Genomic DNA, 22729 nt, shown 5'->3' with positions numbered 1-22729 from the left:
CCGGCTGCCATTCTAACGGCCAGCCACCGCAAGGCGTTGACCGCGCGCAAGTCAGGCCTTGCCGTAGATGGCGCCCGGGTCCTTCAAGACCGCGTCCACCACTTCCCAATCTTGCCGCGCCGGATCAAAGCGACGGTAGAAGCAGCTTTCGCGGCCGGTATGGCAGGCGATGCCGCCGGCCTGCTCGATCTGCATCACCACCACGTCGCCGTCGCAGTCCAGCCGCAACTCCTTGACGCTTTGCAGGTGGCCGGAATCCTCGCCCTTCTTCCACAGCTTGCCGCGCGAGCGGCTCCAGTAATGGGCGACGCCGGTTTCGGCGGTCAGGGCCAGGCTGTCGCGATTCATCCACGCCACCATCAGCACCCGGCCGCTGGCGGCGTCCTGGGCGATGGCGGCGACCAGGCCCTTGTCGTCCCATTTGACTTCATCCAACCAATTCATGGCTCACCTTTAGAAGGCCGCGCGCCTTGGCTATGAGTGGCGGCGCGGCAAATGATTCAGCGCGGCGCCCGCTTCGCCTCAAATTAAGACGCCGGCAAGAGTGTCGATCGGAAAGCGCTCACAGCCGCACTTCGATGCCGGCGTCCCGCATCGCCTGCTTGGCCTCCGCCACCGTGTGCTCGCCGAAATGGAAAATGCTGGCGGCCAGCACCGCGTCGGCCTTGCCCAGTTTGACCCCGTCCACCAGGTGCTGCAGCGTGCCCACGCCGCCGGAGGCGATCACCGGAATCTCCACCGCTTCCGACACCGCGCGCGTCAGCTCCAGATTGAAGCCTATCTTGGTGCCGTCGCGGTCCATGCTGGTCAGCAGGATTTCGCCCGCCCCCAGTTGCTGCATCTGACGCGCCCACGCCACCGCGTCGATGCCGGTGCGCGTGCGGCCGCCGTGGGTGAACACCTCCCAGCGGTCGTTCTCCGGCGTCACCGCCTTGGCGTCCACCGCCACCACAACGCACTGGCTGCCGAAGCGATCGGCCGCCTCGCTCACCAGCTGCGGCCGGGTCACCGCCGCGGTATTGATGCTGACCTTGTCCGCGCCGGCGCTGAGCAGGCGGCGGATGTCCGCCACTTCCCGCACGCCGCCGCCCACGGTCAGCGGAATGAACACCTGCTCCGCCACCGATTCGATCACGTGCAGAATGATGTCGCGCTGGTCCGAGCTGGCGGTGATATCGAGGAAGGTCAGTTCGTCCGCGCCCTGCTCGTTATAGCGGCGGGCGATTTCCACCGGGTCGCCGGCATCGCGCAGACCCAGGAAGTTGACGCCTTTGACGACGCGACCGGCGGTCACGTCCAGACAGGGGATGATGCGTTTGGCAAGCATATGGGGTCCGGCAAACGGCCAACCGGCCCGAACAGTGCGTACGGGCCGGCATGGCTTGATAAGTCGAGAACAGGCTCTCAGTCCGACAATTCGTCGGCCAGCGTCTGCGCGGCGGCGAAATCGATGCCGCCCTCGTAAATCGCGCGGCCGGTGATCGCGCCTTCGACGCCCTCGTCCTTCACCGCGCACAAGGCGCGGATGTCGTCGAGATTGCTCAGGCCGCCGGAGGCGATCACCGGGATGGTCAGCGCCTGCGCCAGCTTGACGGTGGCGTCGATGTTGACGCCGTTCATCATGCCGTCGCGGCCGATGTCGGTGTAGATCACCGAATTGACGCCGTAGTCCTGGAAGCGTTTGGCCAGATCGATCACCTTGTGGTTGGTGACCTTGGCCCAGCCGTCTATCGCCACCATGCCGTCCTTGGCGTCCAGGCCGACGATGACCTGGCCGGGGAAGGCGTCGCAGGCATCGTGCAGGAAGCCCGGGGTCTTGACCGCGGCGGTGCCGATGATCACGTAGGCCAGGCCCATGTCCAGGTACTTCTCTATGGTGTCCAGATCGCGGATGCCGCCGCCCAGCTGCACCGGCATTTCATTGCCGACTTCACCCAGAATATCGCGGATCACCGCCAGATTCTTGGGCTTGCCGGCGAAGGCGCCGTTGAGGTCGACCAGATGCAGGCGGCGAGCGCCCTGATCGCGCCAATGGGCGGCGACTTGCACGGGGTCGTCGGAGAAAACGGTGGCATCGTCCATCACGCCCTGTTTCAGGCGTACGCATTGACCGTCTTTCAGGTCTATCGCGGGTATGAGCAGCATGGTGCTAAATCAAACGTGAGTTAAACACTGCCATCCCAGGCCAGGAAGTTCTTCATCATCTGAAGGCCGGCCCGGTGGCTCTTTTCGGTGTGGAACTGGCTTGCGAAGATGTTCCCACGACCGACAATACATGAAAACCGCTCTGGATATTCACTTTCCGCCAGCGTCAGGCCCGCATCGGCCGGCGCGAAGTGGTAACTATGCACAAAATAGAAACGCTCGCCGTCGGCGATGCCGGCGAACAAGGGATGGACCCGCGTCTGGAACACCTGGTTCCAGCCCATGTGCGGCACTTTCAAACGCTCGCCCTCGGCGTCGCGCAGCCCGGCGGCAAAACGCGCCACCTTGCCGGGGAACAGGCCCAGGCCTTGAGTCGGCCCCTCCTCGCTTTCCTCGAACAATAGCTGCGCGCCGACGCAGATGCCAAAAAACGGCTTGTTCTTGGTGCTTTCCCTTATCGCCTCGGCCAGCCCGTGCTGGTTCAGCTCGCGCATGCAGTCCGGCATCGCGCCCTGCCCGGGGAAGATCACCTTGTCCGCCTTGAGCACGGCTTCCGGCTCGCTGGTGAGGAAGATGTCCGCGCCGATGTCGTTGACGGCCTGCGCCGACTTGAGCACCGAATGCAGATTGCCCATGCCGTAATCCACTACTGCAACTTTAATCGCCATCCTGCAAGCTCGCTTCGGGGTGTGGCGGCGCTCCGGCCAAATGCGGCCGGAGCCCTGAAAAAACGGCGCGCCCGACTTATGCGGTCAGCGTGCCCTTGGTGGACGGCGTCTGTCCGGCCATGCGTTCGTCCGCCTCACAGGCCATGCGCAAGGCGCGGCCGAAGGCCTTGAAGATGGTCTCGGCCTGGTGATGGCTGTTGACGCCGCGCAGATTGTCTATGTGCAGCGTGACCATGCTGTGATTGACGAAACCGTGGAAGAACTCGGAAAACAGGTCGACGTCGAACTGGCCGATGCTGGCGCGGGTGTATTCGACCTGGTATACCAGGCCCGGACGGCCGGACAGGTCGATCACCACCCGGCTCAGCGCCTCGTCCAGCGGCACATAGGCGTGGCCGTAGCGGCGGATGCCCTTCTTGTCGCCTATCGCCTTGGCGAAGGCCTGGCCCAGGGTGATGCCGATGTCTTCCACCGTGTGATGGGCGTCGATATGCAGATCGCCGTGGGCGACCACGTCCAGATCGATCAGGCCGTGGCGGGCGATCTGGTCCATCATGTGGTCGAGAAAGGGCACGCCGGTTTCAAAGCGGCCTACGCCGGCGCCGTCCAGATTCAGGCTGACGGTGATCTGGGTTTCCAGGGTATTGCGGGTAACGGTTGCGGTTCTCATGGCTCAGGCGAAGTAAGCGTCCAGGGCCGCCAACATGGCGTCGTTTTCCTGCGGCGCGCCCACGGTCAGGCGCAGGCATCGCTCCAGCAAGGGGTGGCTGCCGTGCAGTTGCTTGATCAGGATGCCGCTGGCCTTGAAATGCTGGTACAAGGCCGGCGCGTCCGGCACCCGGATGGTGATGAAATTGGCTTCCGACGGGAAGGCTTCGATGGCGGCGTGGCGCGCCAGCCCGGCGGCCAGCCGGCCGCGTTCCTCGCACAGTTCCGCGGCCTGGCGGTTGAACACCTCGATATGGCGCAGCGAGAAGCGCGCGGCGGCCTGGGTCAGCACATTGACGTTGTACGGCGGGCGCACCTTGTCCAGCTCCCGGATCCAGTCGGCGGGGCCGGCGGCGTAACCCAGGCGGATGCCGGCCAGGCCCAGCTTGGACAGCGTGCGCATCACGATCAGATTGTCGCGCAGGCCGGCCAGATTCATGAAGCTGTCGCTGGCGAAAGCCTGATAGGCCTCGTCCACCACCACCAGGCCGGGCGCGGCCTCGCAGATCGCTTCCACCTCGGCGCGGGCGAAGCGCGGGCCGGTCGGGTTGTTGGGGTAGGACACGAACACCACCGCCGGCTGATGCTCGGCGATGGCCGCCAACGTCGCCGGCAGGTCCAGGCTGAAATCGGAACGCAGCGGCACGCCGATGTAGTCCAGACCGGAGAACAGCGCGTTCATCTTGTACATCACGAAGGACGGCTCCAGCGCCAGCAGCTTGGCGCCGGGACGGGCCAGCGCCTGCGCCACCAGGGTGATCAGCTCGTCGGAGCCGTTGCCCAGCAGCACTTCGGCCGGCTCCGGGATGGAAAACGCCTGCTTCAGCTGGGCTTTCAGCGTGCCGCCGGACGGGTCCGGATAACGGTTGACGGCGACGTCGGCCAGCGTCCGCGCCAGTTCCTGGCGCAGCTCGGCCGGCAGCGGCCACGGATTCTCCATGGCGTCCAGCTTGATGTAGCCGTCGGCGGAGGCTACCGGGTAGGCGCTGATGGCGGCGATCTCATCGCGCACCAGCTGTCGGACGGACTTTTTCATGACTTCGCAATCGGCCTGGCGGCCAACAAAAGCCCCGCGGGCGGAGCCGTGTTATCGGAAAAGACGAAAAGCTATAGTAGCGTGTTCATTCGCTTTCAGCTACTCGACCCAATTCGCCCGTTCCCGCAGCCGCGCCGGCAGCTCTATGCGGTCTCGCGCCAGGCCTTCGCGGCTGAAAACATAGCGGCCTTCCGACGGCGTCACCGGGAACAGGCTGGCCACCGGCTTGCCGTGGAACAACACTTGCTCGGCCAGCTTGGCCGCCTCGCGGCCCTGCTCGTAGCCAGACAGCACCAGGCCGCCGGCAGCCTTGTCCTTGCCCACGGCGAAATCCCAGAACGCGAACAGCGGCAGCTTGGCGTGGGCGGCGGTCCAGCGCAGCACTTCATCGCCGGGCACCACCTTGCCGCCGGCGTCGCGCAGGGTGAAGTAAAGGCCGACCCAGACCGCCTGATAGCGGCCGGCGGCGCCCAGCACCCGCCGCTGCCAGTCCGCGTAGGAGCCGGTCAAGGCCAGGTCGACGTGGATATTGGCCAGCAGCATGGTGTCGCGGCCGACGAAGGTCTCGTCTCGGATGATGCGCGAGGTGAGATCGTCGTCGAACAGCACCAGCGCGCTGCGCAGGCCTTTGACGGTTTTGCCCAATTCGAAGACGCTGCGCAGAATCAACGGCCGCTCCAGCACGCCGCTGACGCCCGACGCCGCGCCCGGGAAGTAATTGCGCGGATTGTTGTTGATGCCCAGATAGATCACCGGGACGCCCCGCTGGGCCAGCTTGCTGCCCACTCTTTGCAAGGCGGCGTCGTCGCCGACGATGACGAGCTCAGGTTTTATTTTCGCCGCCATCGCCAGTGCTTCGTCGGCGCGCGCCTGATGCTGGGCCGGCGGCAGACGCTTGGTGTCCATCGCGTAATAGCTCAGCTGCGCACGCTTGCCCAGGCGCTCCTGCAGGGCGCGGCGGTAATCCTGATCCCAGGGGTAGTCGCTGTGATAGCTCTCCACCACCAGCACCCGCGGTTGCGCCCCTGCCGCCGCGGACAAGAAAAAGGCCAGACAGAGTCCGGCCATGATGCGTTTCAGCCCAGCCATCGCCTTCTCCGGTTACCTATCCAGATTAAGCGATGAAGCGGCGTTTCGCCTCCAGCGGCGCTAGGCGTCCAGCCTCAGCTCCGCCGCGCGCGCATGCGCGCTCAGGCCTTCGCCGTGGGCCAGCAGGCTGGCGACCTGGCCCAGCGTCTGCGCGCCGGCCTGGGACACCCGGATCAGGCTGCTGCGCTTCTGGAAGTCGTACACGCCCAGCGGGCTGGCGAAACGCGCGGTGCGGCTGGTGGGCAGCACGTGGTTGGGGCCGGCGCAATAATCGCCCAGGCTCTCCGAAGTGAAACGGCCCATGAAGATGGCGCCGGCGTGACGGATCAACGGCAACAACTCGTCCGGATGGGCCACCGACAGTTCCAGATGCTCGGGCGCGATGTAGTTGGCGATCTCACAGGCTTGCGCCAGATCGCCGACCTGGATCAGCGCGCCGCGATTGCCGAGGCTGGCCTCGATGATGGCGCGGCGCGGCATCTGCGGCAGCAGTCTGGCGATGCTGGCCTCGACCTGGGCGATATAGTCCGCCGACGGGCACAGCAGGATGGCCTGGGCGATTTCGTCGTGCTCGGCCTGGCTGAACAAATCCATGGCCACCCAGTCCGGCGGGGTGTCGCCGTCGCAGATCACCAGGATTTCGGACGGGCCGGCCACCATGTCGATGCCCACCACGCCGAAGACCCGGCGCTTGGCCGCGGCGACGTAGGCGTTGCCCGGGCCGGTGATCTTGTCGACCTGGGGCACGGTCTCGGTGCCGTAGGCCAAGGCCGCCACCGCCTGGGCGCCGCCGCAGGTGAACACTTTGTCCACGCCGGCGATGTAGGCGGCGGCCAGCACCAGGTCGTTGCGCTCGCCGTCCGGCGTCGGCACCACCATGATGATTTCGCCGACGCCGGCCACCTTGGCCGGCATCGCGTTCATCAACACCGAGCTGGGATAGGCGGCCTTGCCGCCCGGCACGTAGATGCCGACGCGGTCCAGCGGCGTCACCTGCTGGCCCAGCAAGGTGCCGTCCTCGTCCTGATAACTCCAGGAATGCGCCAGTTGCTTCTCGTGATAGCGGCGCACCCGTTCCGCGGCGGTGCTCAGCGCGTGGCGCACCGGATCGCTCAGCCGGTGGAAGGCGGCTTCCAGTTGCTCGCGCGACAGCGTCAGATCGGCCATCGAGACCGCGCGCATGCGGTCGAAGCGGTTAGTGTAGTCGATCACCGCGGCGTCGCCGCGCGCCTTGACGTCGTCGCAGATGGCGGCGACGGCGGCGTCGACGGCCGGGTCCTGCGCGGTTTCAAAGGCCAGCAGCGCCTGCAGGCGGGCGGTGAAATCGGCTTGGGAAGAGGACAGTTTCAGCATGGAGCGGACCTCAGGCCGGCACGGCGCCGGCGAATGCGTCCAGCACCGGCTGGATCACGTCGTGTTTGAGCTTGAGCGCGGCCTGGTTGACCACCAGCCGCGAACTGATGTCGACGATGTGTTCGACCGCGACCAGATCGTTGGCGCGCAGCGTGCCGCCGGTGGAGACCAGGTCCACGATGGCGTCGGCCAGGCCGACCAGCGGCGCCAGCTCCATCGAACCGTAGAGCTTGATGATGTCCACATGCACGCCCTTGCGGGCGAAATGCTCGCGCGCGATCTGCGGATACTTGGTGGCGATCTTCAGGCGCGCGCCGCGGCGCACCGCGGCCTCGTAGTCGAAGCCGTTCTGCACCGCCACCATCATATTGCATTTGGCGATATTGAGATCCAGCGGCTGGTACAGGCCGGCGCCGCCGTGCTCGATCAGCACGTCGCGGCCGGCGATGCCCAGATCGGCGGCGCCGTACTGGACATAGGTCGGCACGTCGGACGCGCGCACGATCACCAGCCGCACGCCCGGATGGTTGGTGCCGATGATCAGTTTGCGCGAGGCTTCCGGGTCCTCCGCCGGCAAAATGCCGGCGGCGGCCAGCAGGGGCAGGGTCTCTTCAAAGATGCGCCCTTTGGACAGGGCAATAGTCAGCTTCATGATGTCTTGCGGCAAGGATGACGAAATCGAGGTTAAGGCGAAGCGGCGCGCGGATTCAGCCGACCAGCGCGCGGCGTTCGCGCTCGAGCAGGCCGACGTAGCGCTGGATCAGCGTCTCCATCGCCGGCGTCAGCCCCAGGTAGGAGCAACCGATGCGCACGGCCTCGTTGCCGTTGCGCAGCTTGGCGGCCAGCCGGTGACGGACTTCCAGCCCGATATGCAGCCCGCCCAGCGGTTTCAGGTCCAGCGTGCAGCGCTGGTATTGCTGGCCGATGTCGAAGCCGGGCGTGGCCGGCTGCGGCAGCCACATGCTGACGCCGCCCAGGCTGACGTCGAACAAGGCCAGGTCGATCGGCTTGTGCGGGTAATCGGCCACATGGCACATCACCGGGCTGGCCGCCGGGGTCTGGATGCGGAAGAATTCGCGGCGCTGCAGCTTGATCACCTGCTCGGGCAAATCCGCCTGGAAGGCGGGCTGGCCCTCCCAGTCTATGCGGCGCACCTGGCCGGTGACGAACTGGGTCTTGACGCCCTCCGGCGAGCAGACGAAGACATTGCGCTCGCTGGCCAGCAGATGTTCATTGGTCTCCGGGTCCGCGCCCCAGTCGAACACCAGCGTGCCCGCCTTGTGGTCCACCTCCAGGAAACGAGTCAGGATGAAGGTTTTTCCCTTATTGGAAAACACCGTCACCATGTGGCCGTTCTTGGCGATGCCGGCCAGATGATGGGCGATCTCCACCGACGTGGACAGCGTGTATTTGGCGAGGTCCAACGATGGCTGCGAGCCGGATGTTGCGCCAGCGTTATGGTCGTTGCTCACTTTGATCCGACTTTCATGTCTGCGTCAGTTTCCGATACGCCAAGTTTAGCGTAACAACTGGCCAATATCATGAGCCAAGCTCGCCGACGGCGTGCCATAGGCCTCAAACACTCGCAAACGGCCCTGTTTATCCAACAGATAGGAGCCGGCGCTGTGGTCCACGCTATAGCCGCCGCCCGGCTGGCTCACCCGCTGGGCGACGACCTTGTATTGATTCTTGATCTGCTCGACCTCGCCGGCCGTGCCGGTCAGGCCGACGAAGCTTCGATTGAAATGCGGCACATAGCCGGCCAGCACCTGCGGCGTGTCGCGCTCCGGGTCTATGCTGACGAACAGCACCTGCACCTGGCTGGCCTGTTCGCCCAGCTGCTTCACCGCCGCCGCGTATTCCAGCATGGTGGTGGGGCAGACGTCCGGGCAATGGGTGTAGCCGAAGAACAGCGCCACCACCTTGCCCTGGTATTGGGACAGGCTGCGGCGCTGGCCTTGGTGGTCGGTCAGCGTGAAATCGCCGCCTATCGACGCGCCGGCGACGTCGGTGCCTTTCAAATCCAGCTTGGGTTCATTCGGCGAGCACGCGGCCAGCCACAACGGCAGCAGCAGCCAGCCGGCGAGTTTTATCAATTTGCGCATCAGGAAACGGGTATCAGCCAGTAATGGTCTATCAGCAGGGCCGCGAACAGCCAGGTCAGATACCAGATCGACCAGGCGAAGGCGCGGCGGGCCAGAGCGTCAGCATACTGGCGATGCAGGCGCACGGCAAGGAAGAGCAGCCGCGCGTCCAGCGCCAGCGCCGCCAGCAGATAGAGCCAGCCGGCCGCGCCCATCGCCACCGGCAACAGGGTGATGGCCGACAACAGCAGCGAGTACAGCAAGATGGACAGCGTGGTGAAACGCTGGCCGTGGGTCACCGGCAGCATGGGCAGCCCGGCGCGGGCGTAATCGTCGCGGCGGTACAGCGCCAGCGCCCAGAAATGCGGCGGCGTCCAGGCGTAGATGATCAGGAACAGCACCAGCGCGAACGCGTGCACCTCCCCGGTCATCGCCGCCCAGCCCAGCACCGGCGGCATCGCGCCGCTGGCGCCGCCGATCACGATGTTCTGCGGCGTATTGGGCTTGAGCAGCAGGGTGTAGACGATGGCGTAGCCGACGAAGGTGGCCAGCGTCAGCCAGGCGGTCAAGGCGTTGACCAGGCCGGCCAGCAAGGCCATGCCGATGCCGCCGGCGGTCAGCGCGATGACCAGGGTCTCGGCCGCGCCGGCCTCGCCGCGGGCGGTGGCGCGCCAGGCGGTGCGGCGCATATTGGCGTCCACCGTGCGCTCCACCAGGCAATTGATCATCGCCGCCGCGCCGGCCACCAGCGCGATGCCGGCGGTAGCCGGCAACAGGCGCGCCGGATCCGGCCAGCCCGGCCCCGCCAGAAACATGCCGATCACCGCGCAGAATACGATCAGCCCCACCACCCGGGGCTTGGCCAGTTGCATCAAGGCGACCGCGTGCTGGCGCGCCTGCTGAAGCTCCGCTGCGTTCATGTTTTTCCCCCCTCAGGATGCGGCGCTCAAACCCATTCGCGATGGTTTTTGGAAAGACGGGGCAAAGGCCCGACCGGCCGCGCCTGCGCGGCGCGCGCCGGCCTCAGCCGCAGCGCCAGCAGGCTGCTGATCAGCAGCAGACAGGCGGCGCCGGCGTTGTGCAGCACCGCCACCGGCAAGGGCAGCGCCAGCAACACATTGGCGATGCCCAGCCCGATCTGCAGCGACAGCGCCGCCAGCAAGCAACACAGGTGGCCGCGCAGCGCCGGCAGCCTCCAGCCGGCGCGCGCCGCGCTCAGGCACAAAACGGTCACCAGAGCAGCGCCCAGCCGGTGCAGCCAATGCACCGCCACCAGATTGCCCACCGCCAGCGGGCTGCCGTCCGGCGCCTCGCCCAAGGCGCGGAACAGATGGAAAGCGTGTTCGAAGCGCATCTGCGGCCACCATTCGCCATTGCAGGCGGGAAAGCCCTGACAGGCCAGCGCGGCGTAGTTGGTGGACACCCAGCCGCCCAGGGCCAATTGCATAGCCACCGCCAGCGCCAGAGCGCGCGCCAGCCAGCTCAACGACACCGGCGCGTCCACCGAAGCGAGCCGCGGCGACAGCGCCAGCCAGGCCAGCAGCAGCAGCACCGACACGCCCCCGATAAGGTGCAGGGTGACGATGGCCGGCTTGAGCAGCAAGGTCACCGTCCACATGCCCAGCAAGCCCTGGAGCAGCACCACCGCCAACAGCGTCCCGGCGACCCGGCGGTGGCGTTTCCGCCGCCACGCCTGCCAGCCGATGGCGACGATCAGCGCGCCGAGCGCGCCGGCCAGATAGCGATGGCTCATTTCCTTCCAGGCCTTGCCCAGGCTGACCGGGCCGTCCGGGCTCTGGGCTTGCTGTTGCTGAATGCGTTCCGCGGCGTGATGCGGGGAGATCTGGCCGTAACAGCCCGGCCAGTCCGGACAGCCCAGCCCGGCGTCGGACAGGCGCACATAGGCGCCGAAAGGCACGACCACGCATGCCAGGATGAATGCCAGCCAGATCAGTCGCCTCATGCTGCTCTCCCCTTGTCGAGCGGCCAAGAAACTGCGGATGTCGCGGGGCCGCGCGGGCGCCGCGGCTTAACAAGCTCAACCGATGCCGTTATTGGTTTTCAGCACGCGGCCTATTTCCTGGATCACTTTCTTGGGATCGGCGGCGTCGGGATAGAACAAGACCTGGTTGCCCAAGGGGTCCACCAGATAGTAGCCGCCGCCGTCGACGTCCGTCTGCGCGGTTTGCACGATGTGGGTGGCGTCCACCTCCTCGTGCGCGGCGCTCTCCTGCCAGCCCAGCCGGGTCAGACGGCCGGCGGCCTCGCCCTGCGCACGCTGGATCTGGCGCATCGCGAAAAAGCGCTGCTGGCAGCGTGTCTGGCAGCCCGGTTCTATCCTGGCCGCCAGCACCCATTTGCCGCGCGGCCATCCTTGCGCGCCGGTCAACGCGAACGGCCGCGTCGGCAACAATTGGCCGTAGCTCTTGCCGCCCTGCGGCGGCATCAGCCGGTAAGCCGCCCAAGAGGCGAGCACCGGCGCCAGGCAGATGGCCGCCATCAGCAGCAGCTTGAGCCGGCCGCGGCGCCGGGACGGCTCGGGGGACGCTTCATCGACGCGGCTCATGGGAACGTCTCCTCAGCGAATGCAAGGACAGCAGCAATAACAGGCCCAGCAGCAGCCACTGCGCCGCATAGGCGTAATGGCGCTCCGGCATGAACTCCGGCAGCACCGGCCAATGCCGCAGCGGGTCCGGCGAGTGCTCCAGCACCACCACGCCCTGATGCCAATGGCCGGGGTAGCGCTGACGCAGCGCGGCCATGTCGATGGCGTCGACGCGGCCCTCCACGCCGGCCACCGCGCCGGGCAGCACGAAGTGGCGCGGCAGCGGCATCCAGTGTCCGCGCAAGGTCAGCGTTTTCGGATCGACGGCGGGCGGCGTCACGCCGTCGGCCAGCCAGCCCAGGTCCAACAGGGCCATCGCGCCGTCTTCCAGCCGCCAGGGCTGCAGCATGCGCCGGCCCTTGACCTCGCCCAGATAGCTGTTTTCCAGCAGCAAGGCCGGGCCGGCCGGCTGCGCGCCGGGCAGCGCCACCCGGCTGAATTCCGGCTGCGGGCGGGCCTCGCGATAAATCAGGCTGACCGGCGGCACGCCGATGGCGCTGGTCAGCGAGCGCAACAGTTCGGACTTTTCCTGCGCGCGCTGCCATTGCCAGGCCGCCAAAAAGAAAGGCAGCACCGCCATGGCCAATAAACACAGCCAAACCAGCCGTTTGCCGCTAGACTTCAAAGCTGTAGATCGACGGCCCAATCGACCGGGGGATTCCGCAATGAAACTTGTCATTCTGTTCTTGCTCGCCTGCATCGTGCTTGCCCTGTTCTGGGGCCTGACCGGCCTGCTGAAGTCCGATCAAGGCTCTCAACGTCTGGTTCGCTCCCTCACTTTGCGCATCGGCCTGTCCATCGGCCTGTTCCTGCTCTTGCTGCTGGGCGCGCTGTTCGGCTGGTGGCGCCCTCATCAAGCTTAGCCGAGCCGGCCGCCCTCGTCCCGGCGCGGCCCCTGGCCTTTGGTCCGGCCGCGCGGTTCACAGCCAGTAGACGAAGACGAACAGCAACAGCCACACCACGTCGACGAAGTGCCAGTACCAGGCCGCCGCCTCGAAGGCGAAATGATGCTGGCCGTCGAAATGCCCGCGCATCACCCTCAGCCACACCACCGCCAGAATGATGGTGCCCAAGAGCACGTGCAGGCCGTGAAAACCGGTCAGCATGAAGAAAGTCATGCCGTAAGCGCCGGAGGCCAGGCTCAGATTCAACTCGCTCATCGCGTGGCCGTACTCATACATCTGCAGGCAGAGGAACAAGCTGCCCAGCAACACGGTCAACAGCAGCCCCAGCTTCAATTGCGCGCGCCGGCCTTGCAGCAGCGCCCAATGCGCCCAGGTCACCATCGCGCCGGAACTCAGCAGGATCAGGGTATTCAGCGCCGGCAGGCCCCAGGCCCCCATCGCCTGATAGGGCTTGGTGATGCCCGGCCCGGTCAGCAGCGGCCAGGACGGCTCGAAATCCGGGTACAAGATTTTGTAGTCCATCTCGCCCAAGGTCGGCACCGACACCACCCGCACCCAGTACAAGGCGCCGAAGAAGGCGCCGAAGAACATCACCTCGGAGAAGATGAACCAGCCCATGCCCCAGCGGAAGGACATGTCTTCCTTGCCCTGGTAGTCGCCGTGCCGGCTTTCGCGGATCACATCGCCGAACCAGCCGAACAACATATAGATCAGTATCAGCGCGCCCACGCCCAGCGACAGCTTGCCCAGCGGCTGGCCGTTGACGGCGAAAGCCGCGCCCAAGCCCAGGCAGAACAGCGCCACCGCGCCCACCGCCGGCCAGCGCGATGGCTGCGGCACAAAGTAATGCGTCTGTTCCCGCTCGTTCGCTGTCGTCATTGCGTTCTCCCTGCACACCGATTAGGACGTGGCCAGCCGCACCACCAATAGCAACACGCCGATAAAAGTCGCCGCCAGCAGCAGCGCGGTCAGTATCAGCTGCAGCGGCGAGAGCTTGCTGTCCTCGCGCGCGTCCGCCTTGCGGCGCACGCCGAAAAAGGCGGACAACACCGCCAACACGCCTTGCCATGCCCTCATGAGCCCGCTCCCGCATTGCCCGGCACGTCAAACACGGTATAGGCCAGCGTGATGCTGTCTATTGAGGCCGGCAAACGCTTGTCGACGACGAACACCACCGGAAAGCGTCTGGTTTCGCCGGGCGCGAAGGCCTGCTGGCGGAAGCAGAAGCACTCCAGCTTCTTGACGTACTCGCCGGCGGCGGCGGGCAGATAGCGTGGAATCGCCTGCCCCACCACCCGCTGACCGCTGGCGTTGGTGATTTCGTACTCCACTTGCACGAACTGGCCGGGCTTCACCTTGAGCCGGGTCTGCAAGGGCCGCACCTGCCACGGCAGGCCGGCCTGCACCGTGGCGTCGAAAGTCATGTCCACCTCGTGCGCCGCCGCGCCGCCGTTTGTCGCCGTGTCGTCCAGGCTGTCCGCCTTGACCACGTCGTTGAGGCCGGTGACTTCGCACACCACCTTGTACAGCGGGATCAGCCCCCAGGCGAAAACGAACATCAGCAAGGCCACCACCGCCAGTTTCTTCATCAGCTGGCGGTTGCTGCGACCCTGCTTGGCGGCGGCTTCCATCGCATCGTCCTCAGTGGTGCTCGCCGCCGGTGCTGGACACCACCACGCCGTTTTCGATCACCTCCAGCTGCGGCGCTTCGGCGAAGCTGTGATAGGGCGCCGGGGTGGGAATCGCCCACTCCAGCGTATTGGCGCCCTCCCACGGATGCTGCGGCGCGGGCTTGCCGTGGCGCAGCGAGCGCAGGATGTTGTAGAGGAAGATCAACTGCCCCAGGCCGAACATGAAGGCGCCGATGCTGGCCAGCTGGTTGAATTCGGTGAATTGCAGCGCGTAGTCGGGAATCCGCCGCGGCATGCCGGCGAGGCCGAGGAAGTGCATGGGGAAGAAGGTGACGTTGAACCACAGCAAGGACCACCAGAAATGCAGCTTGCCCAGGCCCTCGTGGTACATCTTGCCCGTCATCTTGGGAAACCAGTAATAGATGGCGGAGAACAGGCTGAACAGCGCCCCGGCCACCAGCACGTAATGGAAATGGGCGACCACGTAGTAGCTGGCGTGCAGCTGGATGTCCACCGCCGCCACGCTGAGGGTGACGCCGGACAGGCCGCCTATGGTGAACAGCAGGATGAAGCCGATGGCGAACAGCATGGGCGTTTCAAACGTCATGCTGCCCTCCCACATGGTGGCCACCCAGTTGAACACTTTGACCCCGGTGGGCACCGCGATCAGCATGGTCGCGTACATGAAGAACAGCTGGGCGGTGGCCGGCATGCCGGTGGCGAACATATGGTGCGCCCACACCATGAAGGACAAGATGCCGATGCTGGAGGTGGCGTAAACCATGGAGGCGTAGCCGAACAAGGGCTTGCGGGCGAAGGTGGGAATCACCTGGCTGACGATGCCGAAGGCCGGCAGCGCCATGATGTAGACCTCGGGATGGCCGAAGAACCAGAACACGTGCTGATACAGGATGGGGTCGCCGCCGCCGGCGGCGTTGAAGAAATGGGTGCCGAAGTGACGGTCGGTCAACACCATGGTGACCACGCCGGCCAGGACCGGCATCACCGCGATGATCAGATAGGCGGTGATCAGCGAGGCCCAGGCGAACATCGGCATCTTCATCATGGTCATGCCCGGCGCGCGCAGATTGAGGATGGTGACGATGATGTTGATCGACCCCATGATGGAGCTGACGCCCATGATGTGGATGGCGAAGATGGTCATGTCCATGCCCATGCCCATCTGGGTGGACAAGGGCGCGTACAGCGTCCAGCCGGCCGCCGCCGCGCCGCCGGGCACGATGAAGGACAGCAGGAGCAGCAGCGCCGCCGGCGGCAGCAGCCAGAAGCTCCAGTTGTTCATCCGGGCGAAAGCCATGTCCGGCGCGCCTATCATCAGCGGCAGCATCCAGTTGGCCAGGCCGGTGAAGGCCGGCATGATGGCGCCGAACACCATGATCAGGCCGTGCAGGGTGGTGAACTGGTTGAACAGCTCCGGCTGGAAGAACTGCAGGCCGGGCTGGAACAGTTCGGCGCGGATGCACAGCGCCATCACCCCGCCGGACAGAAACATGATGAAGGAGAACCACAGATACATCGAACCGATGTCCTTGTGGTTGGTGGCCGCCAGCCAGCGCATGATGCCGCGCGGGCGCTCGTGATGCCCCGGCGCGTGCCCGGCATGGCCGGCGTCATCGACAATTGCCATATCGCTCTCCTTGCATGGGTTCGCCGCCGCTCCCGGCCTCAGCCGGTGGCGCCGCGGGCCGCCTTGATCTCTTTGGGCTGCACCAATTCGCCGGTGTGGTTGCCCCAGGCGTTGCGCTCATAGGTGATCACCGCGGCGATATCGGTATCGGACAGCTGCTTGCCCCAGGCTTGCATCGCCGGGTTTTTCTGACTGCCGAACAAGACGATGTGGATGTGCGCCGGCTTGTCGGCGATGGCTATCTTGGAACCGTCCAGCGCCGGGAAGGCGCCGGGCAGGCCCTTGCCGTTGGCCTGATGACAGGCGACGCAGTTCTGGGCGTAGACCTTTTCGCCGCGGGCTTTCAGATCGGCCAGCGTCCACACCTTGTTGGGATCGTCCGCCGCCGCGGCCATTTGCTTTTTCTTGGCTTCCAGCCACTTGGCGTAGTCGTCCGGCGTCTTGGCCTCCACCACGATGGGCATGTAGCCGTGGTCCTTGCCGCACAACTCGGAGCACTGGCCGCGATAGGTGCCGGGCTTGTCTATGCGAAACCAGCTGTCGCGCAGAAAGCCGGGAACCGCGTCCTGCTTGACGCCCAGCTGCGGGACCCACCAGGAGTGGATCACGTCGTTGGCGGTCAGCAGCAGCCGCACTTTCTTGCCGGTGGGCACCACCAGCGGCTCGTCCACTTCCAGCAGGTAATTGACCGGTTTGGCCGCGGCGTTGGCGATGGCCTCGCGCGGCGTGGACAAATGGCTCATGAAGCCGAAATTATCGTCCAGATAATCGTAACGCCACTTCCATTGATAGCCGGTGACCTTGACCGTCATGTCCTCGCCGCGCGTGCTCTTCTGCGACAACACCGCCTTGGTGGCCGGCCAGGCCATGCCGATCAGGATCAGCAGCGGAATCACCGTCCAGATGATTTCCACCGTGGTGTTTTCATGGAAGTGCTTGGCCTGATGGCCGGCGGCTTTGCGGTGGCGGACGATGGCGTACATCATCACCAGGAACACCAGCGCGAAGATGACGCAGGTGATCACCAGCAACATGGTGTGCAGGTCGTATTGCTGGCGGGCAATGGGAGTGACGGGGGCTTGCAGATTCAACTCGGCCGCTGACGCGCAGGATATCGGCAGCCAACAGCAAAGGACGCGCATACAGGACATGGAGCCCCCCTAGAAATCCTCAACTGACATGAAATGGTGCTGACTGGTCCGGTCTATTCCCATGACCGGTTAATGGCATGCTAGAAAAAAAGGTCAAGGAAAACAAGAAAATGTCTTGCGGCAACGCAATAAAATATTACGGATGGGAATCGCGGCGCGCGTCGTTCCGCGCCCGGCGGCTCAGTTGGATTCGCCGGCCAGGTGCGGCACTTCCAGCAATAGCGGCGCCGGCATGTGTCTTTGCAGGGTTTCCAGGTTCTGCTCGTAGGCCTGTTGCTGCGGCACCACTCGATTGGCCACCCAGCCGGCCAGCGGCAGGCCGGCGTCCAGCACCGCGCGCGCGGTCAGCAAGGCGTGGTTGATGCAGCCCAGCCGCATGCCCACCACCAGAATCACCGGCAGTTGCAAGGCCTTGGCCATATCGGCCATGAACAGCCGGTCGGACAGCGGGGCCATCCAGCCGCCCGCCGCCTCCACCACCACCACGTCGGCGCAGGCGGCCAATTGCTGGTAATGGTCGACGATCACGTCCAGCCGGATGTCCACGCCGGCCTCGCTCGCGGCGATATGCGGCGACACCGGCGGCAGGAATCGATAGGGGTTCATCAGTTCCAGATCGGACTGGCCGGTGGCGGCGGTCAGCCGCGCCACGTCGTCGTTCCACCAGCTGCCGTCGGCCAGCAGTTCGCAGCCGGAAGCCACCGGCTTCATCGCCAGCACGCGCTTGCCTTCGGCCTGCCATTGGCGGATCAATTGCACGGCGACGTGGGTCTTGCCGATTTCGGTATCGGTGCCGGTGATGAAGAAGGCTGCGGACATGGGCGCTTTCCGTAATGGGGAAGGAGAGAGCTGGCAGTCTAGCGCCGGCCCGTCCGCGCGTAAAACGCAAAAACCCCGGCTCCGCCGCGCAACGACGCCGACCTCATGGGTCGGCTGTCCGCCGCGCGGCCTTGTGAGCCGGGGCAAAAAGGGTCGGCCTTGTGGGCCTGATGGACTTCACACTCGATAAAGTGAACTCCCTGGGCCGGACGGTCTAACGCTGACTGCACGCCGACAAGGACGGGATGGAAAACCTTGTCGACGACGCGCCGCGCTGGCCGCCTCGGCCGGAAAACCTCATACCAGCGCTTGTGCGTTCAGCTTTTGCTCCTGGTTCATCAATTTGTTCAAGGCCGACAGATAAGCCTTGGCCGAGGACACGATGATGTCGGTGTCCGCGCCCAGGCCGCTGACGATGCGGCCGTCTCGCGCCAGGCGCACCGTCACTTCGCCTTGGGATTCGGTGCCCTTGGTGATGGCGTTCACCGAGTACAGTTCCAGTTCCGCGCCGCTGGCGGCCACGCTTTCAATCGCCTTGAAGGCGGCGTCCACCGGACCGGAGCCGCTGGATTGGGCGCGGCGCTCTTCGCCGTGCGCCAGGAAGACGATGGAGGCCACCGGCGCTTCGCCGGTTTCGGTGGCGATCTTCAAGGACACCAGTTTGTAATCCTCTTCGCGGACGGTGCTGAACTCGTCCGACACCAGCGCGTGCAGGTCCTCGTCGAAAATCTCGCGCTTGCGGTCCGCCAGCTCCTTGAAACGGGCGAAGGCGGCGTTCAGCGCTTCTTCGCTGTCCAGCACGATGCCCAGCTCGATCAGCTTGGTCTTGAAGGCGTTGCGGCCGGACAATTTGCCCAGGGTCAGACGGTTGGTGCTCCAGCCCACCGATTCGGCGGACATGATCTCGTAGGTTTCGCGGTGCTTGAGCACGCCGTCCTGATGAATGCCGGACTCGTGGGCGAAGGCGTTGGCGCCGACGATGGCCTTGTTGGGCTGCACCGGATAGCCGGTCACCGTGGACACCAGCTTGGAGGCCGGCACGATCTGGGTGGCGTCGATGCCGGTTTCCAGCGCGAACACGTCCTTGCGGGTGCGCACCGCCATCACCACTTCCTCCAGGCTGGCGTTGCCGGCTCGCTCGCCCAGGCCGTTGATGGTGCATTCCACCTGGCGCGCGCCGCCCAGCACCGCGGCCAGGCTGTTGGCCACCGCCATGCCCAGATCGTTGTGACAGTGGGCGGACCAGACCACTTTGTCGCCGCCCGGCGTCTTGGCGATCAATTCGCGGAAGAAAGCCTCGGTGATGAAGGGCACCGCGTAACCGACGGTGTCCGGCACGTTCAGCGTGGTGGCGCCGGCCTTGATCACTTCGCCGAAAATGCGCGCCAGGAAGTTGATGTCCGAGCGCAGCGCGTCTTCGGCGGAGAACTCCACGTCGTCGGTGTATTCGCGGGCGATTTTCACCGCCGCCACCGCCGCCGCCACCACTTCGTCCGGGCTCATGCGCAGCTTCTTCTCCATATGGATGGGGCTGGTGGCGATGAAAGTATGGATGCGGCCGCGCGCCGCCGGCTTGATCGCTTCGCCCGCGGCGCGGACGTCGCGCTCGTTGGCGCGGGCCAGACTACAGACGGTGGAGTCCTTGATCACTTCGGCGATGGCGTGGATGGCGTCGGCGTCGCCCGGGCTCGCCGCGGCGAAACCGGCTTCGATGATGTCCACGCCCAGACGCTCCAGCTGGCGGGCAATCCGGATCTTTTCTTCCTTGGTCATCGATGCGCCCGGCGATTGCTCGCCGTCGCGCAAGGTGGTGTCGAATATATAAAGACGATTGCCCATCTGGCTGTTTCTCCCTGGTCCCTGCATTGCAATTTCCGCGCCTGTCCCGACGCCGATCAGATAATCGTTGAAATCGAAGCGTTTACCCTGGCTGGCCGCCATCACCGCCAGCTTGTTGAGCTGGGCCAATGGCAGGCTGCCGCGTTCTCTCCATTTGTATATCGCCGCCCGAGTCACCGGCTCATCGGCGAACAAGCGATTCAGATCCTCAGCCAGCTGTCCCGGCCCGCCGAAGTCCGCAATCAAGCGTTCAATGTCCAATTGCATCATGTGCTCCCGCAGCAAATTTTGATCCAGCCTACCGGCAAGCAAGACATAAAGTCAAATCTGCACGCTGAAAACTGTGATCAAAACGTTACACCCGATGTCCAAGCCAAAAATATCGGACATTATGTCTATTTTTGTCTGGCAATTGCCTAAGCTTTAAGCAAAGCGCAAGCGATCAGACGCCGACAGATCGGTTATACTCTTGGGTTTAGTCAGATTGATCGAGGACAAACCAGTGTCCGAACGCCTGTTCGTGCTGTTGCAACATCTGATGCCCAAGCTGGCCATGACCCGGTTGGCGGGCCGCATCGCCAACTGGGAAGGCGGCAGCCTGACGCAATGGATCATCCGCCGCTTCATCGCCCGCTATCAGGTGGACATGAATGAAGCCGCCGCCAGCGATCCCTCCGCCTACGCCAGCTTCAACGCCTTCTTCACCCGCGCCCTGCGCGCCGACGCGCGCCCGCTCGCAAGCGAACGGCTGGCGTGCCCGGTGGACGGCGCCATCAGCCAGTTCGGCCGTATCGAACAGGGGCAGATTTTCCAGGCCAAGGGCCGCAGCTACTCCGCCCAGGCGCTGCTGGCCGGCGACGCCGAATCGGCGCGCCGTTTCGACGACGGCCATTTCGCCACCATCTACCTGAGCCCGCGCGACTACCATCGCATCCACATGCCTTGCGACGGCTGCCTGCTGCGGATGAGCTATGTTCCGGGCGAGCTGTATTCGGTGAACCCGGCCACCGCCCGCGGCGTGGACCGCTTGTTCGCGCGCAATGAACGCGTGGTCTGCCTGTTCGAGGGGCAGGACGGCCGGCCCTTCGCGCTGGTGCTGGTGGGCGCCACCATCGTCGGCAGCATGGCCACCGTCTGGCACGGCGTGGTCAATCCGCCGCGGCCGGGCCAGATCCGGCACTGGGACTACCGCGACCAGGACATCCGTCTGGCCAAGGGCGAGGAGATGGGCCGCTTCTTGCTGGGCTCCACCGTGGTCTTGCTGTTCCCGCAAGGCCCGCTGAGCTTCAACCCCGCCTGGCAAGCCGCCGGCGCGGTGCGCATGGGCGAGGCGATGGCCGACTGAAGGCTCTCGCTCCAAACGCAACGGCGCCCAGGGCGCCGTTTTTCATGGGCCGGCCTTGCGTCCGCGCCGTCCAAACGCAAAAAAGCCGGGAAGTCTCCCGGCTTTGCTTAATGCGGCAGCCCGCGGACTCAGTTCTTGGACTGGTCCACCAGCTTGTTCTTGGCGATCCACGGCATCATCGCGCGCAGCTCGGCGCCCACTTTCTCGATCGGGTGATCAGCGGTCAGACGACGACGCGCGGTCATGCTCGGATAGTTGGTCTTGCCTTCCAGGATGAACATCTTCGCGTATTCGCCGGACTGGATGCGGTACAGCGCCTTCTTCATCGCGTCCTTGGTGGCGGAGGTCACCACTTCCGGGCCGGTCACGTACTCGCCGTACTCCGCGTTGTTGGAGATCGAGTAGTTCATATTGGCGATGCCGCCTTCGTACATCAGGTCGACGATCAGCTTCAGCTCGTGCAGACACTCGAAGTAAGCCATTTCCGGCGCGTAGCCGGCTTCCACCAGGGTTTCGAAGCCGGCCTTGACCAGCTCCACCGCGCCGCCGCACAGCACGGCCTGCTCGCCGAACAGATCGGTCTCGGTTTCCTCGCGGAAATTGGTCTCGATCACGCCGCCCTTGGTGCCGCCGTTGGCCGCCGCGTAGGACAGCGCCACGTCGCGCGCCTTGCCGGACTTGTCCTGATAGACCGCGATCAGGGTCGGCACGCCGCCGCCCTTCAGGTATTCAGAGCGCACGGTGTGGCCCGGGCCTTTCGGCGCCACCATGATCACGTCGACGTCGGCCGGCGGCACGATCTGGTTGTAATGGATGTTGAAGCCGTGGGCGAAGGCCAGCGCCGCGCCCTTCTTCAGATTGGGCGCGATGTCCTTGCCGTAGACGTCCGGCTGCGATTCGTCCGGCAGCAGAATCATCACCACGTCGGCCTTCTTCACCGCCTCGGCCACTTCCTTGACCTTGTGGCCGGCCGCTTCCGCCTTCTTCCAGGAAGCGCCGTCCTTGCGCAGGCCCACCACGACGTCCACGCCGGAGTCTTTCAGGTTCTGCGCATGGGCGTGGCCCTGGGAACCGTAGCCGATGATGGCGACTTTCTTGCCCTTGATGATGGAGAGGTCAGCGTCTTTGTCGTAGAAAACTTTCATTTGCAATCCTTGATTTCGTTTGTTTAGGCGGCCCGGCCCTTGGCCGGCGCCCGCCTGCTTCAGATTTTCAGAACCCGCTCACCCCGACCAATGCCGGATGCGCCGGTACGGACCGTTTCCAGGATCACTGTGCGGTCCACCGCCTCGATGAAGGCGCCGAGCTTTTCGCTCGTACCGGTCAGCTCGATGGTGTAAGTCTTTTCCGTCACGTCGATGATGCGTCCGCGGAAGATGTCGGCCATGCGCTTCATCTCCTCGCGGTCCTTGCCGGTGGCGCGGACCTTGATCAGCATCAGCTCGCGCTCGATGTGCTCGGATTCATTGAGGTCTATCACCTTGACCACCTCGATCAGCTTGTTGAGCTGCTTGGTGATCTGCTCGATGACTTCGTCGGAACCGTGAGTGACGATAGTCATGCGCGACAGCGTCGGGTCCTCGGTCGTGGACACTGTCAGCGAATCGATGTTGTAGGCACGGGCCGAAAACAGGCCCACCACGCGGGACAATGCGCCCGCTTCGTTTTCCAGAAGAATGGATAGGATATGTCGCATACCGGCT

At 65.0% G+C, this 22729-nt stretch carries 26 protein-coding genes; 2 read left to right on the top strand and 24 right to left on the bottom strand.

What is annotated here, in order from left to right; all coding sequences use genetic code 11:
* Positions 1-51: 51 nt before the first annotated feature.
* The 15 genes from hisI to ACODSD_RS00515 form a co-directional block, all read right to left on the bottom strand.
* Positions 52-444, bottom strand: coding sequence for a phosphoribosyl-AMP cyclohydrolase (gene hisI, locus ACODSD_RS00585; RefSeq protein ID WP_107800983.1), 393 nt, complete (start codon positions 442-444; stop codon positions 52-54).
* Positions 445-562: 118 nt separating this feature from the next.
* Positions 563-1327 (bottom strand): imidazole glycerol phosphate synthase subunit HisF, encoded by a 765-nt coding sequence (hisF, locus tag ACODSD_RS00580; protein ID WP_488876570.1) that lies wholly within the window; start codon positions 1325-1327, stop codon positions 563-565.
* Between the two features lie 77 nt (positions 1328-1404).
* A complete protein-coding gene (gene hisA / locus ACODSD_RS00575) occupies positions 1405-2145 on the bottom strand; it encodes a 1-(5-phosphoribosyl)-5-[(5-phosphoribosylamino)methylideneamino]imidazole-4-carboxamide isomerase (protein WP_337882521.1) in 741 nt (246 codons plus the stop codon).
* A 20-nt stretch (positions 2146-2165) separates the two neighbouring features.
* Positions 2166-2807, bottom strand: a complete 642-nt coding sequence (hisH, locus tag ACODSD_RS00570) for an imidazole glycerol phosphate synthase subunit HisH (protein ID WP_227108620.1) — start codon at positions 2805-2807, stop codon at positions 2166-2168.
* 82 nt (positions 2808-2889) lie between these two features.
* A complete protein-coding gene (gene hisB / locus ACODSD_RS00565) occupies positions 2890-3483 on the bottom strand; it encodes an imidazoleglycerol-phosphate dehydratase HisB (protein WP_107800985.1) in 594 nt (197 codons plus the stop codon).
* Between the two features lie 3 nt (positions 3484-3486).
* A complete protein-coding gene (gene hisC / locus ACODSD_RS00560) occupies positions 3487-4557 on the bottom strand; it encodes a histidinol-phosphate transaminase (RefSeq protein WP_488876569.1) in 1071 nt (356 codons plus the stop codon).
* A 99-nt stretch (positions 4558-4656) separates the two neighbouring features.
* Positions 4657-5646, bottom strand: a complete 990-nt coding sequence (locus ACODSD_RS00555; protein ID WP_235085897.1) for an ABC transporter substrate-binding protein — start codon at positions 5644-5646, stop codon at positions 4657-4659.
* 60 nt (positions 5647-5706) lie between these two features.
* Positions 5707-6999, bottom strand: coding sequence for a histidinol dehydrogenase (hisD, locus tag ACODSD_RS00550; protein ID WP_107800988.1), 1293 nt, complete (start codon positions 6997-6999; stop codon positions 5707-5709).
* Positions 7000-7009: 10 nt separating this feature from the next.
* The gene (gene hisG, locus ACODSD_RS00545; RefSeq protein ID WP_107800989.1) at positions 7010-7651 is read right to left on the bottom strand and encodes an ATP phosphoribosyltransferase; all 642 of its coding nucleotides are present in this window, start codon (positions 7649-7651) and stop codon (positions 7010-7012) included.
* A gap of 55 nt (positions 7652-7706) precedes the next feature.
* Positions 7707-8423, bottom strand: coding sequence for a flagellar brake protein (locus ACODSD_RS00540; RefSeq protein WP_227105543.1), 717 nt, complete (start codon positions 8421-8423; stop codon positions 7707-7709).
* A gap of 93 nt (positions 8424-8516) precedes the next feature.
* Positions 8517-9104 carry an SCO family protein gene (locus ACODSD_RS00535; RefSeq protein ID WP_227105544.1) on the bottom strand — a complete coding sequence of 196 codons (588 nt, stop codon included), beginning with the start codon at positions 9102-9104 and terminating at the stop codon, positions 8517-8519.
* Complete coding sequence (locus tag ACODSD_RS00530; RefSeq protein ID WP_337882518.1) at positions 9104-10003, bottom strand: heme o synthase; 900 nt, start codon at positions 10001-10003, stop codon at positions 9104-9106. Before ACODSD_RS00530 ends, ACODSD_RS00535 begins: the two co-directional genes overlap by 1 nt.
* A 26-nt stretch (positions 10004-10029) precedes the next feature.
* Positions 10030-11046 (bottom strand): COX15/CtaA family protein, encoded by a 1017-nt coding sequence (locus tag ACODSD_RS00525; RefSeq protein ID WP_488876568.1) that lies wholly within the window; start codon positions 11044-11046, stop codon positions 10030-10032.
* Between the two features lie 75 nt (positions 11047-11121).
* Positions 11122-11649 (bottom strand): hypothetical protein, encoded by a 528-nt coding sequence (locus ACODSD_RS00520; RefSeq protein WP_107800992.1) that lies wholly within the window; start codon positions 11647-11649, stop codon positions 11122-11124.
* A complete protein-coding gene (locus tag ACODSD_RS00515) occupies positions 11633-12262 on the bottom strand; it encodes an SURF1 family protein (RefSeq protein WP_253313902.1) in 630 nt (209 codons plus the stop codon). Before ACODSD_RS00515 ends, ACODSD_RS00520 begins: the two co-directional genes overlap by 17 nt.
* A gap of 91 nt (positions 12263-12353) precedes the next feature.
* Between ACODSD_RS00515 and ACODSD_RS00510 the strand changes: the two genes are divergently transcribed.
* Positions 12354-12551: a DUF2909 family protein gene (locus ACODSD_RS00510; RefSeq protein WP_019102806.1), complete on the top strand. Its 198-nt coding sequence runs from the start codon at positions 12354-12356 to the stop codon at positions 12549-12551.
* A 57-nt stretch (positions 12552-12608) separates the two neighbouring features.
* Here ACODSD_RS00510 and ACODSD_RS00505 read toward each other — a convergent pair whose 3' ends face one another.
* The 7 genes from ACODSD_RS00505 to ACODSD_RS00475 form a co-directional block, all read right to left on the bottom strand.
* Positions 12609-13472 (bottom strand): cytochrome c oxidase subunit 3, encoded by an 864-nt coding sequence (locus ACODSD_RS00505; RefSeq protein ID WP_227105548.1) that lies wholly within the window; start codon positions 13470-13472, stop codon positions 12609-12611.
* 21 nt (positions 13473-13493) lie between these two features.
* Positions 13494-13670, bottom strand: coding sequence for a DUF2970 domain-containing protein (locus tag ACODSD_RS00500; RefSeq protein WP_081544914.1), 177 nt, complete (start codon positions 13668-13670; stop codon positions 13494-13496).
* Positions 13667-14224 carry a cytochrome c oxidase assembly protein gene (locus tag ACODSD_RS00495; protein ID WP_235085890.1) on the bottom strand — a complete coding sequence of 186 codons (558 nt, stop codon included), beginning with the start codon at positions 14222-14224 and terminating at the stop codon, positions 13667-13669. Before ACODSD_RS00495 ends, ACODSD_RS00500 begins: the two co-directional genes overlap by 4 nt.
* A gap of 10 nt (positions 14225-14234) precedes the next feature.
* Positions 14235-15872, bottom strand: coding sequence for a cytochrome c oxidase subunit I (gene ctaD / locus ACODSD_RS00490; protein WP_107800996.1), 1638 nt, complete (start codon positions 15870-15872; stop codon positions 14235-14237).
* A gap of 38 nt (positions 15873-15910) precedes the next feature.
* Complete coding sequence (coxB, locus tag ACODSD_RS00485; protein WP_253313900.1) at positions 15911-16963, bottom strand: cytochrome c oxidase subunit II; 1053 nt, start codon at positions 16961-16963, stop codon at positions 15911-15913.
* A 240-nt stretch (positions 16964-17203) separates the two neighbouring features.
* Positions 17204-17842, bottom strand: a complete 639-nt coding sequence (gene bioD, locus ACODSD_RS00480) for a dethiobiotin synthase (RefSeq protein ID WP_107800998.1) — start codon at positions 17840-17842, stop codon at positions 17204-17206.
* Positions 17843-18139: 297 nt separating this feature from the next.
* A complete protein-coding gene (locus ACODSD_RS00475; RefSeq protein ID WP_235085884.1) occupies positions 18140-19948 on the bottom strand; it encodes a 2-isopropylmalate synthase in 1809 nt (602 codons plus the stop codon).
* Positions 19949-20183: 235 nt separating this feature from the next.
* Between ACODSD_RS00475 and asd the strand changes: the two genes are divergently transcribed.
* The gene (gene asd, locus ACODSD_RS00470) at positions 20184-21026 is read left to right on the top strand and encodes an archaetidylserine decarboxylase (RefSeq protein ID WP_488876567.1); all 843 of its coding nucleotides are present in this window, start codon (positions 20184-20186) and stop codon (positions 21024-21026) included.
* Between the two features lie 128 nt (positions 21027-21154).
* On the opposite strand, the gene ilvC is transcribed toward asd, so the two are convergent.
* Both ilvC and ilvN read right to left on the bottom strand, forming a co-directional pair.
* Positions 21155-22171 carry a ketol-acid reductoisomerase gene (gene ilvC, locus ACODSD_RS00465; protein ID WP_048407995.1) on the bottom strand — a complete coding sequence of 339 codons (1017 nt, stop codon included), beginning with the start codon at positions 22169-22171 and terminating at the stop codon, positions 21155-21157.
* A 59-nt stretch (positions 22172-22230) separates the two neighbouring features.
* The gene (ilvN, locus tag ACODSD_RS00460; protein ID WP_019101853.1) at positions 22231-22722 is read right to left on the bottom strand and encodes an acetolactate synthase small subunit; all 492 of its coding nucleotides are present in this window, start codon (positions 22720-22722) and stop codon (positions 22231-22233) included.
* Positions 22723-22729: the final 7 nt, after the last annotated feature.

Source organism: Chromobacterium sp. FG22 (assembly GCF_057809415.1).
Note: the sequence above shows the minus strand (reverse complement) of the source record. Positions and strands in the feature narration are given on the sequence as shown.